At 70.4% G+C, this 16392-nt stretch carries 17 protein-coding genes; 15 read left to right on the top strand and 2 right to left on the bottom strand.

The features are described 5' to 3' along the window. Position 1: 1 nt before the first annotated feature. The 6 genes from GTY96_RS17270 to GTY96_RS17295 all read left to right on the top strand — a co-directional run bounded on the left by GTY96_RS17270 (position 2) and on the right by GTY96_RS17295 (position 7667). Positions 2–1273: an alpha/beta fold hydrolase gene (locus tag GTY96_RS17270; protein ID WP_143901846.1), complete on the top strand. Its 1272-nt coding sequence runs from the start codon at positions 2–4 to the stop codon at positions 1271–1273. Positions 1274–1368: 95 nt separating this feature from the next. Next, entirely contained in the window at positions 1369–2862 is a 1494-nt protein-coding gene (locus tag GTY96_RS17275) for an AMIN domain-containing protein (protein ID WP_143901845.1), read from the top strand. A gap of 51 nt (positions 2863–2913) precedes the next feature. Beyond that, entirely contained in the window at positions 2914–5604 is a 2691-nt protein-coding gene (locus GTY96_RS17280; RefSeq protein ID WP_161665297.1) for an LPS-assembly protein LptD, read from the top strand. A 64-nt stretch (positions 5605–5668) separates the two neighbouring features. After that, on the top strand, positions 5669–6019 hold the full coding sequence (locus GTY96_RS17285) for a helix-turn-helix domain-containing protein (RefSeq protein ID WP_014398120.1): 351 nt from the start codon (positions 5669–5671) through the stop codon (positions 6017–6019). Between the two features lie 155 nt (positions 6020–6174). Next, a complete protein-coding gene (locus tag GTY96_RS17290; protein WP_143902199.1) occupies positions 6175–6936 on the top strand; it encodes a TetR/AcrR family transcriptional regulator in 762 nt (253 codons plus the stop codon). Beyond that, on the top strand, positions 6885–7667 hold the full coding sequence (locus GTY96_RS17295) for an enoyl-CoA hydratase/isomerase family protein (RefSeq protein ID WP_143901843.1): 783 nt from the start codon (positions 6885–6887) through the stop codon (positions 7665–7667). Before GTY96_RS17290 ends, GTY96_RS17295 begins: the two co-directional genes overlap by 52 nt. 1 nt (position 7668) lies before the next feature. Here the strand turns inward: GTY96_RS17295 and GTY96_RS17300 are convergent, their stop codons facing one another. After that, positions 7669–8733 (bottom strand): M23 family metallopeptidase, encoded by a 1065-nt coding sequence (locus GTY96_RS17300; RefSeq protein ID WP_235685677.1) that lies wholly within the window; start codon positions 8731–8733, stop codon positions 7669–7671. Between the two features lie 313 nt (positions 8734–9046). Between GTY96_RS17300 and GTY96_RS17305 the strand changes: the two genes are divergently transcribed. The 9 genes from GTY96_RS17305 to GTY96_RS17345 all read left to right on the top strand — a co-directional run bounded on the left by GTY96_RS17305 (position 9047) and on the right by GTY96_RS17345 (position 15445). Further along, positions 9047–9553: a hypothetical protein gene (locus GTY96_RS17305; protein WP_143901842.1), complete on the top strand. Its 507-nt coding sequence runs from the start codon at positions 9047–9049 to the stop codon at positions 9551–9553. Between the two features lie 19 nt (positions 9554–9572). Further along, the gene (locus GTY96_RS17310; protein ID WP_143901841.1) at positions 9573–10337 is read left to right on the top strand and encodes an endonuclease/exonuclease/phosphatase family protein; all 765 of its coding nucleotides are present in this window, start codon (positions 9573–9575) and stop codon (positions 10335–10337) included. Between the two features lie 147 nt (positions 10338–10484). Further along, the gene (locus GTY96_RS17315) at positions 10485–10955 is read left to right on the top strand and encodes a phage holin family protein (RefSeq protein ID WP_143901840.1); all 471 of its coding nucleotides are present in this window, start codon (positions 10485–10487) and stop codon (positions 10953–10955) included. Beyond that, on the top strand, positions 10945–11154 hold the full coding sequence (locus GTY96_RS17320; RefSeq protein WP_143901839.1) for a DUF3618 domain-containing protein: 210 nt from the start codon (positions 10945–10947) through the stop codon (positions 11152–11154). The genes GTY96_RS17315 and GTY96_RS17320 overlap by 11 nt, the downstream gene beginning before the upstream one ends. A 68-nt stretch (positions 11155–11222) precedes the next feature. Further along, the gene (locus GTY96_RS17325) at positions 11223–11420 is read left to right on the top strand and encodes a hypothetical protein (RefSeq protein ID WP_143901838.1); all 198 of its coding nucleotides are present in this window, start codon (positions 11223–11225) and stop codon (positions 11418–11420) included. 40 nt (positions 11421–11460) lie between these two features. Further along, positions 11461–11841 carry a hypothetical protein gene (locus GTY96_RS17330; RefSeq protein ID WP_143901837.1) on the top strand — a complete coding sequence of 127 codons (381 nt, stop codon included), beginning with the start codon at positions 11461–11463 and terminating at the stop codon, positions 11839–11841. 56 nt (positions 11842–11897) lie between these two features. After that, positions 11898–12206, top strand: coding sequence for a YtxH domain-containing protein (locus GTY96_RS17335; RefSeq protein WP_161665298.1), 309 nt, complete (start codon positions 11898–11900; stop codon positions 12204–12206). A 102-nt stretch (positions 12207–12308) separates the two neighbouring features. After that, entirely contained in the window at positions 12309–14396 is a 2088-nt protein-coding gene (locus tag GTY96_RS17340) for a putative metal-binding motif-containing protein (protein WP_161665299.1), read from the top strand. Positions 14397–14485: 89 nt separating this feature from the next. Beyond that, entirely contained in the window at positions 14486–15445 is a 960-nt protein-coding gene (locus tag GTY96_RS17345) for a hypothetical protein (RefSeq protein WP_235685678.1), read from the top strand. Positions 15446–15451: 6 nt separating this feature from the next. Here the strand turns inward: GTY96_RS17345 and GTY96_RS17350 are convergent, their stop codons facing one another. After that, the gene (locus tag GTY96_RS17350) at positions 15452–16318 is read right to left on the bottom strand and encodes a hypothetical protein (RefSeq protein WP_201756150.1); all 867 of its coding nucleotides are present in this window, start codon (positions 16316–16318) and stop codon (positions 15452–15454) included. Positions 16319–16392 lie beyond the last annotated feature (74 nt).

Consider the following 16392-nt stretch of genomic DNA (forward strand, 5'->3'; position numbering starts at 1 on the left):
CATGCGCCTGCCGGACTGGAGATCAGCGCTTCCGGGACCTCCGATGCCCACCGTCGATGAGGTCGACTTCCGGGCGCTGTACTCCAAGACCAACTACGTGGTGGAGACGGCGGACGGATGGTCGCTTGTCATCACGCGCTACCGTCCGGTGAAACAGGCGTTCGCGCAGCCGCTGTTCGGTGAGCCGCTGCTGTTGGTGCACGGCTTCTCCCAGAACCGGCACACCTGGACGAGCGGCCAGTTCGTCAAGAACCTGCTCTTCTTCGGCGTGGACATCCACATCCTGGAGCTGCGCGGGCACGGCAAGAGCTCCATCGCCTTCCAGAAGGAGCGCGCCGAGCGCTTCAAGCGCCCGCTGCCGCCGGACCTGGACTACGGCTGGGACCTGGACAGCTACTTCCTCTACGACCTCCCGGCGGCCGTCTCCGGCGTCAAGCGCATCACCCGGCGCGAGCGCATCTTCTACTGCGGCCACTCCATGGGCGGCATGCTCGGCTACGGCTATGCCGGCATCCACGACGACTTCGAGGGGCTCATCACCATCGGCTCGCCCGCGGACCTGGGGCGCGGCTTCATGCTCCTGCGCATGCTGGCGCACGGCTCGCCGCTGCTCGCGGGCGCGGTGGACCTGACGCTGGGCGGCCTGAACCTGGAGCGCCGCGCCAGCACGCTGGGCCGGGCGCTGCTGGCCAGGGGCGTGGGCGCCTTCAGCCCCGCGCTCCAGAAGCGCCTGGAGCCCGAGGCGAAGAAGTCCCTCGTGTTCAACGCCGTGCCCGTGGACGTGGTGTTGAAGTGGGTGGAGCGGCAGATCGCGCAGGCGGACGACTCCGCCCTGTATCAGCGGTTCACGCGCAAGTTGAACCGCCTCGTCAACACCGAACGCGTCAGCCGCGACGACATCCGCTGGCTGCTGCGCGAGGGCGGCGAGCGCGAACCGCGCAAGGTGATTGAACAGTTCGCCCGGTGGATCCGCCGCGGCGAGATGGTCTGCTACCGCACCGACTACGACTTCAAGCGGGGCTTCGGGAAGATTGAAATCCCCATGGCCATCATCTTCGGAGACATGGATCCGCTGGCTTCGGTGGAATCCACGCGCAGCGTGTATCGCGCCGCGAAGAGCGAGTACCTGCTGTGGCGGCCGGTGAAGGGCAACAGCCACGTCGAGCTGACGATGGGGCACGACATCCGGCAGATCTGCTACGACATCAAGAACCTCATCGAGTACACGCGGACGCACCGCACGCGCTCGCCGGCCCTGCCGCGCCTGCGTTGAAGCGAGGACGTTCCCGCCAGCCTGAAAAGTTGGTGCCTCCCCGGTGCGTGTTAGTTTCACGCCCGTCTGTCTGACGAACGTCACGGGAGTGGTCGATGAAGGGCTTCGCGGTGTCGCTGCTTGGGTGGATGCTCGTGCCGCTGGTGGCGCTGGCGCAGCAGCCGGCGGACCTCAACACCATCACCGGCATCACCATCAACGGTGGAACGGTGGAGATCTCCGGCAGCAAGAAGCCGGACTTCAACAGCTTCACCATGACGGATCCCCCCCGGCTCGTCATCGACGTGTCCGGCGCCGTGTTCCAGGGCGTGGCGGAGGAGATGCCGGTGGGCAACGGCACCGTGACGGGCATCCGGACGCAGGTGTACGGCACGGAGTTGTCGTCCATCGCGCGCATCCTCATCGGGTACGAGCGCGAGGTGGAGACGGACATCCAGTCCTCCGGCACGAAGCTGGTGGTGAAGGTGCTGGGCGGTGGGGGCAACGCCGCCGTCGCCCAGAACACGCCCGCGCAGGGCACGGCGGAGATCGCCTCGGCGACCCAGACGCCCACGGGGGCCAGCGCCCAGGACGCGGCCCGCGCCGCCGCGTCGGACCGGGAGGCCCAGGAGAAGGCCGCGAAGGCCGCCGCCGACGCGGCCCGTGCGGAGCGCGAGGCCCAGGAGAAGGCCGCGGCCGAGGCCTCCGCCCGCGCCAAGGCGGATGCGGACGCGGACCGCAAGCGCCAGGAGGACGCCCGGCTCGCCGCGCAGCGCCAGGAGGAGGAGCGCCGCGCCTCGGAGGCGGCCGCCGTCGCCGAACGCAAGCGTCAGGATGAAGACGCCCGCGCCGCCGCGAAGCGCGCCGAGGACGAGCGCCGCGCCAGTGCCCAGGCCGCCGCGGACGCGAAGCGCCAGCAGGCCGAGGAGGCCCAGGCCGCCGCCAGGAGTGCCGCCGAGGAGAAGCGCGCCGCCGCGAAGCGCGCCGAGGACGAGCGCCGCGCCAGTGCCCAGGCCGCCGCCGAGGAGAAGCGGACCTCCGCCCAGGCCGCCGCGGAGGCGAAGCGCCAGAAGCTGGAGGAGGCCCGCGCCGCGGCCCAGGCCCGCCGCGAGGAGCAGCAGGAGGCCCGCGAGGCCGCCGCCGAGGCGAAGCGCCAGAAGGCGCAGGAGGCCCGCGAGCGCCGCCAGCCGACGGCCGTGGCCTCCCGGGAGACGCGCGCCCGTCCCAGCCAGGGCAGCGCCGCGGCCGAGCCTCGCGAGAGCGGCGGGGGACAGGTGTCGTCTCGCCGCAAGACGATGACGTTGGTGGGCTTCCAGCAGCACCCGGACAGCTCGAGCGTGTTCGTACGCACCAACGAGCCGGTGCGATACACGGTGAGCGAGTCCGCCAACCAGGTGGTGCTGGAGCTGGAGAACACCCGCGTGGTGGAGTCCAACAACACGCTGCCCCTGGACACGCACTTCTTCCCGTCGGCCGTGTCGCGCGTGGAGGCGTTCTCCGGCGCGGGCCACTCCGTGCGCGTCGTCATCCAGCTGAAGCAGGGGGTCCGCTACCAGACACGCCAGGAGGGGGGGCTCATCACCCTCGACTTCCCCCGCCCGGGCCGGTAGGACGGGGCGGGCGCCGTTGCCGGCACGGCGCCCACCGCCCACGCCTCCCGCATGACCTTCCTTGTCCCGGTCGCTCTGACGCTCCTGGTGTCGGCCCAGATTCCGCTGGCCACGCAGGTGGAGCTACCCACCGGTGAGGTGGTGGAGCTGGCCGCCGACTTCGTCGTCTACGAATCCGACATCCTCACCGCGCGCGGCCACTGCGAATTGCGCAGCGGCCCCAACGTGCTGCGCGCGGACGAGGTGACGTACAGCGAGGCCACGCAGGTGGCCACCGCCACCGGCAACGTGATGTTCGTCAGCGGCATGATGGCCGCCATCGCGGACGACGTGCGCGTGGACCTGCGCTCCAACGAGGCCAACGTGAAGGGCGGCCTCTTCATGCAGAAGAAGGGCGTCACCCCCGAAGCGCTCCAGGCCGCCAAGACGCCGGACGAGCTGCGCAAGCTGGGCGAGACGCCCGTCCTGATGAGCGGCACGCGCATCCGCCGCACCGGCGAGACATCCTTCTCCGTGGATGGCCTGGCCTTCACGCCGTGCCAGTGCGGCCCTGGAGAGCCCAGCTGGCGCGTGGAGGCGAAGGAGGCCAACGTGAAGATGGGCGAGCGGGCCATCCTCACCTGGCCGGTGGTGTACGTGCAGTCGGTGCCGGTGTTCGCGCTGCCGTGGCTGTACCTGCCCCTGGCCGAGCGCCGCACCGGTCTGCTCATCCCCCGCCCATCCAACTCCGGCCTCAACGGCTTCGCGCTGGACGCGCCCGTCTTCGTCACGCTGGGGGAGAGCTACGACCTCACCTTCACCCCCGGCTTCTATACGGGGGGCGGGGATATCGACGGTCCCTTCAGGAACCCGGACGGCACCCCCATCCATGAGCCTCGCACCGTCGGCGTGAAGGGCCCCCGGTTGCTCACCGAGTTCCGCTACGTCCCCAGCGACCACACGCGGGGCCGGGCGACGCTGGGCTTCCTCTACGACCTGCGGCCCCGGCTGGATCCCACCACCTTCGACTTCCTCCGCGTCGTGAACCGCTCCGACCCTGAGAACCCGGTCTACACCTCGGAGATCGTCGACGAGAAGCGTGGCTTGCGCGGGGAGGCGTCCTGGCAGCACACCCAGGACCTGGGCGACGGGTGGCACGACCGCGTGGACGCGTACTTCGTGTCGGACGGCTTCTACACGCGCGACCTCACCGCCGACCTGCTGGTGCAGAACTACAGCTACCTGCGCAGCACCGCGGTCGTGTACCAGCGCCGCGACGACCGCTACCTGGGCCTGGACGTGTCGCTGCGCCAGGACCTGCGCTACCCCTTCCGCTTCTTCCAGGACAACACCATCCCCGCGGAGGCCAGCAAGAGCGGGGTGGCCTTCAATCCCCACGGGCCCACGACCTTCCAGCGCCTGCCGGGGCTCACGCTGAACCTGCCCGAGCGCTCCTTGTTCGGAGGCCGCGTCACGGGCGGGATGGAGGTGGAGTACAGCCGGCTCGCGCCGCTGCGCGGCAGCTACGCCGATGACGGCTTCGACGCCCTCTTCTCCCCCTCCGGCCGGTGGCGCCCTCCTGGCACGCCGCTGGAGGCGAATCCCCTGACGCTGCCTTTCGACGCGCTGGAGGGCAACGGCCGCTTCGACCCCACCGAACGCGAGGGGCGCGACCGCGTGTCGCTGTTCTCCCGGATGTCCACGTCCTACGGGCTGGGCACCTGGGCCCGGCTGACGCCGTCGCTGGGGCTGCGCCAGGCCGTCTCCGTGGGCGAGTACTCCGGCCACACCGCCCAGCGCGGCTACCCGCTGGCGGACCTGGTGCTGGACTCGCAGCTGGCGCGCACCTTCACGGACGGGGACACGCTCTACCGCCACACGCTGGCCCCGTCGGTGAGCCTGCGCTACGTGCCCGGCGGCTGGGGCCGGGTCCTCACCGCCTTGAACTCGAGCGGCACCGGCACCGTGCCGCTCGTCTACGACGAGCTGGACGCCGCCGTGCCGCTCCAGTCCGATGGCCGCGTGCGCGGCTTCCTCCACGCCGTGGTCGCCGTGGACCAGACGCTGCGCGTCCGGAAGGGGCCCACCACCCGCGAGCCGCTGCGCCTGCGCATCGGCCAGGGCTTCGACCTGTCCCGCATCGCCCCCGTCGCGGGACGCGACACGGTGCAGGGCAGCGTGCTGCGCGACACCTTCGCTCGCCTGTCCGCCAGCGCTGGCGTCGTCACCGCGGGCGCGCTCGTGCGCATGGACCCGACGACGCGCGACATCACCCAGCTGTCCGCCGACTTCACCATCGACAACGGCAAGGGGAACGCCCTCTACGCCCGCTACGACGACCTGCTCGCCGTGAAACAATTATCCATCGACCGCGGGTTGGATCCCCTCGCGCAAGGCCCCGACTTCGTGCGTCGGGGCGTGGACATGCTGGTAGGAGACGCACCTCGTCCCCTTCCGTCCCACCCCGACCAAGTCGCACCCTCTCCGACCGAACGGGCACAGGCACTCACTGCCGGTACGCGAATCAAGCTCGGATTCGGGCTCGGGTTGCGATACGAAGCGTTGGTGCAGCCCCTCTACAAGGACGTGATTTCCCAGGAAAGTCAGCCCCTTGCACAGCAGACCTTTGGCGTGTCCTATGGACCCGCCTGCGACTGCTGGCGAATCGAGGGGGTGGTGATCCTGCGGCGCAATCAGTCGCCGGAATTCGCCGGCATCAATCTGACTGTCGCCGGTTTCGGGTCCTTTGGTTCGGGGGGATAGGAATCACCCGCCGCAAGCGAGGGTTGCACTCACCTCGAAACATCCCCCAGAGGAGAAGTCTTTCGTGTCGGATCTCGGAAAAAGAATTGGCCAGCGCATTCGCGAGCTTCGCACGCAGCGCCCGGAGCGATGGACGCAGGAGGAACTCGCCGAGCGTGCTCAGATCAGCGTGTCCTTCCTGTCGATGATCGAGCGCGGCGAGCGCGTGCCCCACGTGGAGACCCTAGCGGCGCTCTCCAACGCCCTCAGCGTCAGCCTCGGTGAGCTCTTCACGGGCACCGAGCAGACCCCTGCCCAGACGGAGGACCTGCTGCGTCCGCTATCGGACTTCGCCCGCGCCCGCGGCCTCAATGCGCGCGACGTGGACCGCCTGCTCGGCGTCGCCCGAGTGATGTTCAATGGCTCGGCAGCCTGATTGACCCTCCGGGGAGGGCCTTTCCCCTCGTGTGGACCCCTTCCACCCGCCTCCCCCTCGGCGTGGTGGAAGGTCCCACGTAAGGATTGACCCCGGGGCCCCGCGTCCGTAGCGTGGTTGGCTGATTCTAGAATCAACCAGCCATGGGAGGACGCGTGGGCCAGCAGAAGTCGGCGCCGGAGAGCGGGACGCGGGAGAGCGAGCGCCGCCGTACCATCCTGCGGGCCGCCATCGACGTGTTCGCCCGGAAGGGCTACCACGGCTGCCGTATCGCGGACGTCGCCAAGGAGGCGGGCGTCGCGTACGGGCTCGTCTACCACTACTTCAAGAACAAGGATGAGCTGCTGGAGACCGTCTTCGAGACGGGCTGGAGCGGGTTCATCTCGCGCGCTCGCGCTGTCGCGGAGAGCGAAGGCCCGCTGGTGGACAAGGTGCGCCGCATCGCGGACGTGGCCTTCGAGGCCTACCGGGTGGACCCCCGCGCGGTGAAGGTGCTCATCCTGGAGATTGCCCGCTCGCCGGCCGGGGCCCGCATCAACCGCCAGACGGCCTTCGTGGACGTCATCCGCCTGAGCGCGCAGATGTTCACCCACGCCAAGGCCGCGGGGGAGCTGCGGCCGGACGTGGATCCGCTGCTGGCGTCCGCGCTGCTCTTCGGCTCCATCGAGATGGGGCTCACCGCGTTCGTCGTGGGGCTCGCGGACGCGCGCGACCAGGCGATGCTGGAGCGCGCCAAGGCGCAGATCGCCGACTCCTTCCTTCACGGCGTGCTCCTGTCCCCAGGCGGAGCGCCCCAGGGCGAACCCGCGAAGCAGGAGCCGACGAAGGACGAACAGCAGGGCGAGCCTTCCCCGGAGGTGTCGACATGGAAGCGGGAGAAGTCCGGTACGAAGTCCAAGGCCCCCAAGCGCGGCTGACCCTCGACCGGCCGAAGGCGCGCAACGCGCTCTCGCCGGGGGTCATCCAGGCTCTGCTCGACGCGGTGGACCGCGCGGACGCGGACCCCGCCGTGCGCGTCATCGTGCTCACCGGCGCGGGGGAGAAGGTGTTCTGCGCGGGCGGGGACCTGGGCCAGATGGCCGGGGACGGCGGCTTCCTGGCGACCCATGAGGGCCGGCGCGCCTACGCGCGGCTGCTCACGCGCTTCCAGGATGCGCGCAAGCCGACCCTCGCGCGCGTCAACGGCCACGCGCTGGCGGGGGGCCTGGGGCTGGTGCTCGCGTGCGACCTGGCGGTGGCCGTGGAGGGCGCGGACCTGGGCACGCCCGAAATCGACGTGGGGCTCTTCCCCATGATGATGATGGCGCTCCTGCAGCGGCACCTGGGGCGCAAGCGCGCGCTGGAGCTGGTGCTCACCGGGGACCGGCTGCACGCGAAGGACGCCCTGGGCCTGGGCCTGCTCAACCGCGTGGTGCCCGCCGCGGAGCTGGACGCCGCGGTGGACGCGCTCGCGGGGAAGCTTGCGGGCAAGAGTCAGGCGGTGCTGGCCCTGGGCCGGCGCGCCTTCTTCACCGCGGAGGACCTGCCGCTGCCGGCGGCGCTGGAGCTCTTGGCGTCGCAGCTGTCGCTCAACGTGCTGGCGGATGACGCGGCCGAAGGCGTCACCGCCTTCATGGAGAAGCGGCCCCCGCAGTGGAAGGACCGCTAGTTCAGGGCGTCCCCAGCCCCGCCGCGTTGGCGGCCACTCCAGACGCGGCCGGGGCGCCGGTGAAGTCCAGCTTGAGCAGCGTCTGGCCATCCACCCACCGGTCATCCGCCTTCACACCCCAGTGGAGGTGGGGGCCGGTGACGCGGCCGGTGCTGCCGACGAGGCCCAGCGCTTCTCCCTGCTTCACCTTCGCCCCGTTCTTCACGTCGATGCGCGACATGTGGAAGTACGCGGTGTAGAGCCCCGCGCCGTGGTGCACGAGCACGGTGTTGCCGGACGCGTAGTTGTCGCGCGCCATCACCACGGTGCCGTCGTTGGCGGCGACCACGGGCGCGCCCGTGACACCGTCCAGGTCCACGCCGAAGTGCTGCGTCTGCAGCTTGCCGTTGAACGAGCGGCGGTCGCCGAAGGGCGCCGTCACCGTGGCCTCGCGAGGCCAGGCGAAGTTCTGTCCGAACAGCGGCGCGCGGAACGGCTGGGCGAACGCCGCGGCGAAGGCCTTGCGGTCCGCCTCCATGCGCGCCTTCACCGCCTTGGGCGGCGACACGTACTTGTTGGCCACGCGCAGCTCGCGCTCCCGGAAGCCCGGCGGGTCCACGTTCAGCACGCTGGACAGCAACACCGGCAGGCCGCGCCCGGGGGCCGTCACGTCCACCGTCACGGTGCCCGGGGCCAGCTCCACCGGGAGGCTGCCGAGCGCCGCGAAGCCGTCGTGCCACGCGAAGAAGCGCAGGGGCCGGCCCGCCAGCGTCCCCGTGGGCAGGGACGCCGCGCCGCGCACAGTCACCAGCACCGGGTCGCCCGGCTTCGCGGTGGCGGGCTGGAGCGACAGATGGGGCCCGTCCACGGGCTTCACCTGGAGGGGCGCGAGCTCCCCCTGGACGACGGCGCCGGGCGTGGGCGCGCCCGGCGCGCGGGTCCCGGTGGTGTCCCGCGGCGTGCCCGGCACGCTGCCCGTCACCACGGCCGAGGACGCGGAGGGCGTCGTGGCGGCGAGCGCCGGAGCGCTGGTGGCGAGCAGGGTGACGACGAGGACGCGGGAAGCCGAAGGGGTCCGGGCGGGCATGGGCTGTTCTTTACACCACGTGCGCTCGGATCCTTCCCGGACCCGCGTCTGGCGTGTTGGTTGGCTGCCTCCCTGCCTGGAAGGGCCTGGCTGGAGGGCTCCGGCCCCGCGTCTGGCCGGCCGACCCAGGGCGGGCACCGGATGCGTGCCATTGTCGGCACTTGCGGGCGCTCCGAGGCGACGCACTGTTCCTGGCCGGACGCGAGGCAGGCGGCCGTGCCGGTTCGCGGGTGTCAAGGCGTTACGGACGGCGGGGGGCTCCCTAGCTTTTCCACGTCAACGCAACGCCTCGACTTCGAAAGGGAGGGCGCGCATGCCTCGCTCCTACAGCTTCGACCACTTCCAGGTCCCCAAGACGCTGCCGCCGCAGAAGCGCGGCCTGCGTCAGCGGGACAAGGAGCACCTCGCCCAGGCGTCGCGGGGAGCGGTGGACGAGTCCGAGGGCGTCCACTACGGCAGGAGCCACGCCCAGACGGAGGAGATCCTCGCCGCGCGCAAGATGGAGCTCGAGCTGGAGGAGCTGGCGCGGCCCGAGGCGGACGCCAAGTTCTCCCATGGGCCCGTGTCGCGGGCGAGCGGCAGCGTGAAGAAGCGCAAGGCGGCGTCGCCCGTCATCGGGACGACCTCGCCCATTGGGGCCCTGCCGCCCACGAAGGAGCAGCCGCCCAAGGGCCGGCTGCCGGACCTCGTCGACGAGGCACGCCGGCAGCTGAAGGCCGTCCAATCCGGCGTGGGTGACATCGCCTCGGCCCTGCATCGGCTGGCCGCGCTGCCGCTGGAGGCGGTGCGGCTGGCGGCCCGCCGACTCCTCCCGGCTTGAAGGCGAGGGTGAACGGCGCGTGGAGCTGACCCTCGTCTCCTACAACATCCACTCCGGCATCGGCGTGGACGGGGTGTTCGACCTGGCGCGCGTGGGCGCGGTGCTCCGCGAGGTGAACGCGGACATCATCGCGTTGCAGGAGGTGGGCGATTTCCGGGGCAAGACGTCCCGGGAGGACCAGCCCGAGCACCTGGCCGAGCTGCTGGGCCTGCACATGGCCTTCGGGCCCAACGTGGTCCGCAATGGCCGCCGCTACGGCAACGCCATCCTGAGCCGGCTGCCGGTGCTCAAGTCGAAGAACTACGACTTGAGCGTGCCGCGCCGCGAGCCCCGGGGCGCGCTGCGGTGCGACCTGGACCTGGGGGGAGGAAAGCAGCTGCACGTGTTCTGCCTCCACCTGGGCCTGTCCGTGAGCGAGCGGCGGCGGCAGGAGTCGCTCCTGCTGTCCGCCGACCTGCTCCGCGACGCGGCCCGCAAGGACCCGATGGTGGTGTGCGGGGACTTCAACTCGTGGGGCAACGGGCCGGTGTCGTCGCTGGTGCGCGAGGCCATCCACGACGCCGCGTTCGAGCTGGGCGCCGCCGCGCGCACCTACCCGACGCGGCTGCCCCTGTTCCGGTTGGATCGCATCTACGTGGACTCCGGGGTGCGGCCGGTGTCGGTGACGCCGCACCGCTCGCCCTTGAGCCGGGTGGCGTCGGACCACCTGCCGCTGGTGATGCGCTTCGAGGCGCCCATCTCCGTGCAGCCTCCCGTCGCCCCGCCGGTGCAGTGGATCGGCTAGGCTGGCCCGGGTCCGGAGGCTTTCGCGTTCAGTGGCCGACGCTGGCGAACGCCGGACACTTCCGCCGCGGTGTGGTTGTCGTGGCGGGGAGGGGTGCCTAGGTTGGCGCCCACGCGCACGAGGACGTGAGCGTCGGCCGGAGAGCGCATGCACGTGGGCGGTGAACAGACGGAACGCGGCGTGGCCGCGCTCGTCGGGCGCATGGCGGATGGCTTCAGTCGGTTGGTCACGCAGCACCTCCAGCTGGCGCGCGTGGAGCTGGCGGAGGATGCGAAGGCCATGGGCCTGGACGCGGCGAGCATCGCCGTGTTCGTGCCCTTCCTGCTCGTGGGCTACGCGTTCGTGTGCGGCGCGCTGGCGGCCCTCCTGGCGCCCTGGACGGGGTGGGCCGGAGCGCTGGCGCTGGTGGGCGCGTTGAACCTCGTGGGCGGTGGCCTGGGCATCCTGCGCGCGGTGAAGCGGATGCAATCGCGCCAGATGATGGACGACAGCGTGAGCGAGCTGTCCCGCAGCATGGCGGCGCTCACCACGGCGCGGCCCCCCTCGCCGGTGGCGGGGGTGAACACGCTGAAGGACACGACGGCGATGGCCTTCAAGGAGACGCGGGATGGCCGCTAGCAAGGCACAGCTGCCGCGCACCAGCGCGGCGCTTCGAGAGGAGATCGAGCGCACCCGGGCCGACCTGGCCACGTCGGTGAGCGCGCTGCGGGAAGAGGTGGCGGAGGTCACGGACTGGCGGCAGTGGGTGCGCAAGCATCCCTACACCTGCGTGGGGACCGCCTTCCTCGTCGGTTACCTGGTGGGCTCGCGGCGCTGAGCAAGCGCGGGCGGGCCTGGATGCAGAAGCTTTAGGACGCAATCGAGAACGAACAGCAGAGGGCTTCCATGGAAATCAATCCGCAGCAGATGGCAGACCGGGCGCGGCAGCTTCAGGACCAGGTGCTCCCCAACGTGGATGACGCGCGGCAGAACCTGGTGGACCTGAACCGCCAGGTGGTGGGGTTCATCAAGGCGAACCCCGGCACGTGCCTGCTGGGCGCCATCGCCGTGGGCTTCATCGTCGGCCGGATCGCCTCGCGCTAACCGCCGCCCCTCGGGGACGGGCCAGGAAGGGAGCACGGACATGACGAACTATTCGGGCGCGACGGGCAACGGCACGGCGGAGCACGGCGAGGACGCGGGCTTCGGGCAGCGCGTGGATCAGCTGGGTTCGGACGCGCAGCAGTTCATCGACAACGCGCGCAGCGCGGTGGCGGACCTGGGGCAGACGCTGGACTTGAAGGGGCGCGTGGAGCGCAACCCCTACGGCACGCTGGCCATCGCCGTGGGCGTGGGCTACGTGCTGGGCGGTGGCCTCTTCACGCCGTTGACGGCGCGCATCCTGAAGCTGGGCGTGCGGCTGGCGGCGCTGCCCTTCGTGAAGGACGAGCTCATGGGCATGGCGGAGTCCGCCTTCCAGGGTTACCAGACGGGCCGGGGCCCGCCGCCGTCGGGCGGCGTCTAGACTTTCGGTTCGCGCCACACGCGGTTCCACGAAGTATTCCTCCCCCGGAGTCGGACATGCTGAGCCTGAAGGATTTGAAGAAGCTGGACAGGGACGACGTGCTGGACCTCATCGGCCTGGAGACGCGCCGCACGACGGCGGAGACGGCGCTGCCGGCGCTGGGCATCTTCGCGGCCGGCCTGCTGGTGGGCGTGGGCGTGGGCCTGCTGCTCGCGGACAAGCCGGGCACGCAGCTGCGCGGTGACTTGCGCCAGCGCATCCAGGGCGGTCAGGACAAGCTGGCCTCGGCCATCAACAGCGCGCGCGGTACGGAAACCCATTCCGGCGCGGGCTCCACGGTGCCGCCGGGTTCGCGCACCACCTGATTCCAGACGCCGGCTGGCTTTCACAGGGCCTCTTCCCGTGCGAGCGGGGAGGGGCCTTGGTGTTTGCGCTGGGTGAAAGGGAATGGCCTAGGATGTCAGGCCATGCCCCGTCTCCCTTTGCTGTGGGTGTCCATGCTGGCGCTGCTCCAGGTGCACTGCACGGTGCCATCGCTGGAGGACCTCTGGCGCGAACGGGTCTTCTGCCCGGCGGGCGTCGAGGACTGCGGCATGTTGCGCATCCAGGTGGAGGCGCGGGGCTTCGTGCCCGGGTGTCTGGAGATCGTGGCGAAGGATGCCGCGAGCGAGGAGACGCGGGCGGTGACGGTTCCGTACCGGGGGACGCCGCTGGCGGGAAAGACGCTGACGCAGGGGTTCTCCCCGCCGAAGGCGTGGTCGCTCGAGGTGGCGGTGTCCGTGCAGGCCTTTGAACACGAATGCATGGGGACCGGAGTCATCACGAAGGTTCGTGAGTTCGTGCTGAGTGAGGGGAAGACCTCCGACGTCGAGTTCACGCTGGAGGCGACGGACGCGGATGGGGACGGCTACGTCAGCACGGGGACCGGCGGCACGGACTGCGATGACGAGATCGCGGAGGTGAATCCAGGGGCGTCAGAGATCTGCAACTACAAGGATGACGACTGTGACGGGGAGCAAGACGAAGGGTTGGGATTGGCGCAGGCGTGCGTTTCGGAGGCGGGGTGCACGGGCTTCACGGTCTGTGGCGGGGCTGGCGAGGTGACGTGCTTCACGAGCCCCATGCAGTCCGCCTGGGCGGATGAGGATGGGGACGGGCATGGAGATGGGGCGCGCGGGCCGTTGCTGGTCTGCGCGGGACCGTTGCCTCCGAACCGATTGGTGATGTTCGCGCCGCATGACGACTGTGATGACACCCATCCCGGCGTGCATCCGGGCGCGCAGGAGCTTTGCAACGGGCGGGACGACAACTGCACGGGAGGGATCGACGAAGGATTCAACGTGGGCACCGCCTGTACCGAGGACAAGGAGGGGTGCCCCGGAGTCACTCGCTGCGACGCCTCGGGCAACGGGGTCGAGTGCGATGCCCCAAGGGCCGCCGCCTGGTATCCGGATGAAGATTCCGACTCCTTCGGGCGGACGGATGCGGGCGTCGTGTCATGTCTACAGCCCGACGCTGGTTTCGTACGGCAGGGCGGAGACTGTGACGACGGCAACCCGTTCACCCACCCCGGAGCGCCTGAAATCTGCGACGAGCAAGACAACGACTGCGACGGCTTGACGGATCAGGGAACCTGCATGGGCGCTCCGGGATGGAGCGCTCGGAGCGTTGGCGGTGGGGACTGGTACGCGATGGGGCTCTGGGGGAGCGGAGGCGTCTGGATTGTCGGGAGCGACTCGTCGCGAGCCTGGATGCAGCCAGGAGCGGGTGGTTTTACTTTCACGCCGGGGAAGTGTTCCCTGGATGCGACCCCCCGAACCCTGGCGAGCGTCTGGGTTCATCCCCAGACCGGGACCGCCTATATCGGGGGGACAGACGGGCTGCTCACGGTCCAGACTCCGACCAGCACTTCTTGTGCCCCCTTCGCGCCTCCCAGTGCCTCAGGGAGCACATTGGGGCTGAAGGGGTTTGCCGGCGTGGATGGAGGCGTCGTCATCTTCGGCGTCGCGTCGTTGAGCAACGGTGCGAGTGGCGGCACCTTTGAATGGGACGGGGGGAGCGTGACCGTCCCCGTGCAGTCCTACTTGAACCGGCCCATGGCGGGGGTGGATGGCGTTTCGCCAGACCTGCTCTTCGCTGTCGGAACTGGCGGGGGGCGCGGCCATATCCTCCGCGGCGGTGCTGGGAAGGCCCTCTGGGTCTCGGAGACTGGCGTTCCGGACGCGGGAGGATTGAACGCCATCGATGTCGTGACACCCCGGCTGGCCTACGCCGTGGGAGACAATGGGACCTTCCTGACCTGGAATGGCAGCGCATGGCGCAGCAGTGCGGCCGGCCCTGGCACCGTGGACAGGCTGACCGGCGTGCTGGCGTTCGGAGCGAACTCCATCTACGTGACCTCGGAGGAGGGGCGTCTCTACCGGTACAATGGTCGGAGCTGGTCGTCCTCCTCCTTGGGCGTCAGCCTCTACGCGATCGACGGCTCCCGGCCCGATGACGTCTGGGTGGTCGGACGCTTCGGCCAAGTTTTCCATTACCCGTCCTGGCCGCGGTGAGCCACACCGTGAGCGCGTCGAAGAACCGGAGGCCGTCCGGGACGAAACCTCCCCAGGCGACGGACGCATCGAAGCATGATGTCCGTTCGATGCGTCATGACACCCCCGTGGATGTTCCCGCCGTGGATGCGTCCCCGGCGCTTCCCGCGCGACACATGGATTCGCCGTGGACCGGCTCGTCCTCCGGGCCCGACGGTGCCCTGGGGCAGCTCCGGGCGCTGGAGACGCTGGAGTCCGCCTACGACGCCTGGGCGGAGCTGAAGCGCGACCACGCGGCCTCCGTCATCCAGTTCCGGGAGGAACAAGCACGGCTCGCGCAGCAGGGGACGTTCCTCTTGGGCGCGGTGCGCGCGGCGGGCATGGACGCGGGCGGTGCCTCGGGCCCGGGTCTTCAGCAGCAGGGGGCCGCGGGTGACTTCCTGCGTGACGCGGAGGCGAAGCTCGCGAAGGCGCGGGAGGCTGTCTCCCAGCGCGAAGCGGAGAGTGAGGCCCGGTTCCAGGCCGCGTTCGCGGAGGTGCGCGTCACGCTGTTGGACCGCGTCCGCCGCTACCTGCTCCGGAGCCAGCCGCACCTGACGCTGTTGCTGCGCCGCGTGGGCGCGGAGCGATCCATCCTCCACGTCGCGCGCGTGCAGCCAGATGAGGCCGTGCTGCTCTGCTACCTGCTCACGCAGCGGGTGCCGTCCCGCTACGGCTTCCTCTTCGACGACTCCACCGAGGAGCTGTCACTCCCTCCCGCTCCGCTCTACGCGGAAGAGTCCATCGCCGCGGATGCGGTGCGCCCGGATGCGCCGGGCCTCCTGCGAGTCATCGACGCCAGCGTGGAGGTTCTGCCGCTCAAGGGCTTCATCCCCTTGCGGGTGCCTCGGCCCGGAGGAGGGGAGGACTTCTTCCGACTCCTCCAGCGCGGCGCGGTGATGGAGGTGGAGATCGCGGACGGACCGGACTTCCGCAGCATCCTCACCCGCGAGGAGTCGGAGCGCCTCGCGGGCTACCTGCTGCGCCTCAAGCTGGAGGGGCGCATCGGGCTGGACATCGAAGCGGGGTAGCGGGCCTCAGTTCGTCCGCGCGATGCCCACTTCCGCGGTGCCCGCCAGGACGACGCTGCCCAGGAAGAGGTTGTCGGACTCCGGCCCGCCCATGCGCACCGCCTGGAAGATGATCAGGTAGGTCTGCTTGGGGGTCGGGAACGCGGTGGCGGGGATCGTCACGCGCGCCTCCCGGAAGGTCGCGGGCATCGCCGCCAACTGGAGGAACTCCACCGGCGTGGTCGGCACGTTCGAGTAGGTGGCCTTGCCCTTCTCTCCATTCGAGCCCAGCGGCACCACCGTCACGAACCCCAGCGTGCGGTCCTGGTTCGGCGGGGGCGCGGGCCGGTCGAACGCGAACGCCGTGTTCGCGTTGAGACGCACGAAGCCCTCCGGAGGATGGAACGCGGCGATGGCCTCCTTCGTCGGCGAGTCCTCCACCCGCGCCTCGTACTTCGTCCCTCCCTGCTCCGCGAAGAACGAATAGGTGGCCCCGGACGTGTACTTGAGCGCGTCCGTGGAATCGCTCGTCACGCCGTAGCTGCCGCCGCCCTGGGCGTTGAGCGGGACGCCCGCCGCGCTCCCCGCCTGCAGCGTCACCGCGGCGCCGCTCAGGCCCTCCGGCTGCGAGTTCTCCCCGGACTTGGTCCCGAAGAACACGAACGCCGCCGTCTGCCCCGGGAACGACACCGTGTCTCCCGAGTCTGGCGTGCCGCACGTCCCCGCGTCGAAGCCCGCCAGCGCGGACGCGCACACGTCCACCTGCGGTGTCGCCAGCAGCGTCCCCACCATCACATGGTCCGCTCGGAGCTGGTTGCCCGTCTTCTCCAGGTCACAGGCCAGGGGGGACAGCGCGGCGGCGGCGGCGAGGGCGGACAGCAACAGGCGTTTCATGGGCACTCTCTTGGGCGGGGCACGGATGCGCGAATGACAGCGGCCAACCATACCGCGCGTGTTGCCCCATAGGC

The sequence above is a fragment of the Corallococcus silvisoli genome, assembly GCF_009909145.1.
GTDB lineage: Bacteria > Myxococcota > Myxococcia > Myxococcales > Myxococcaceae > Corallococcus > Corallococcus silvisoli.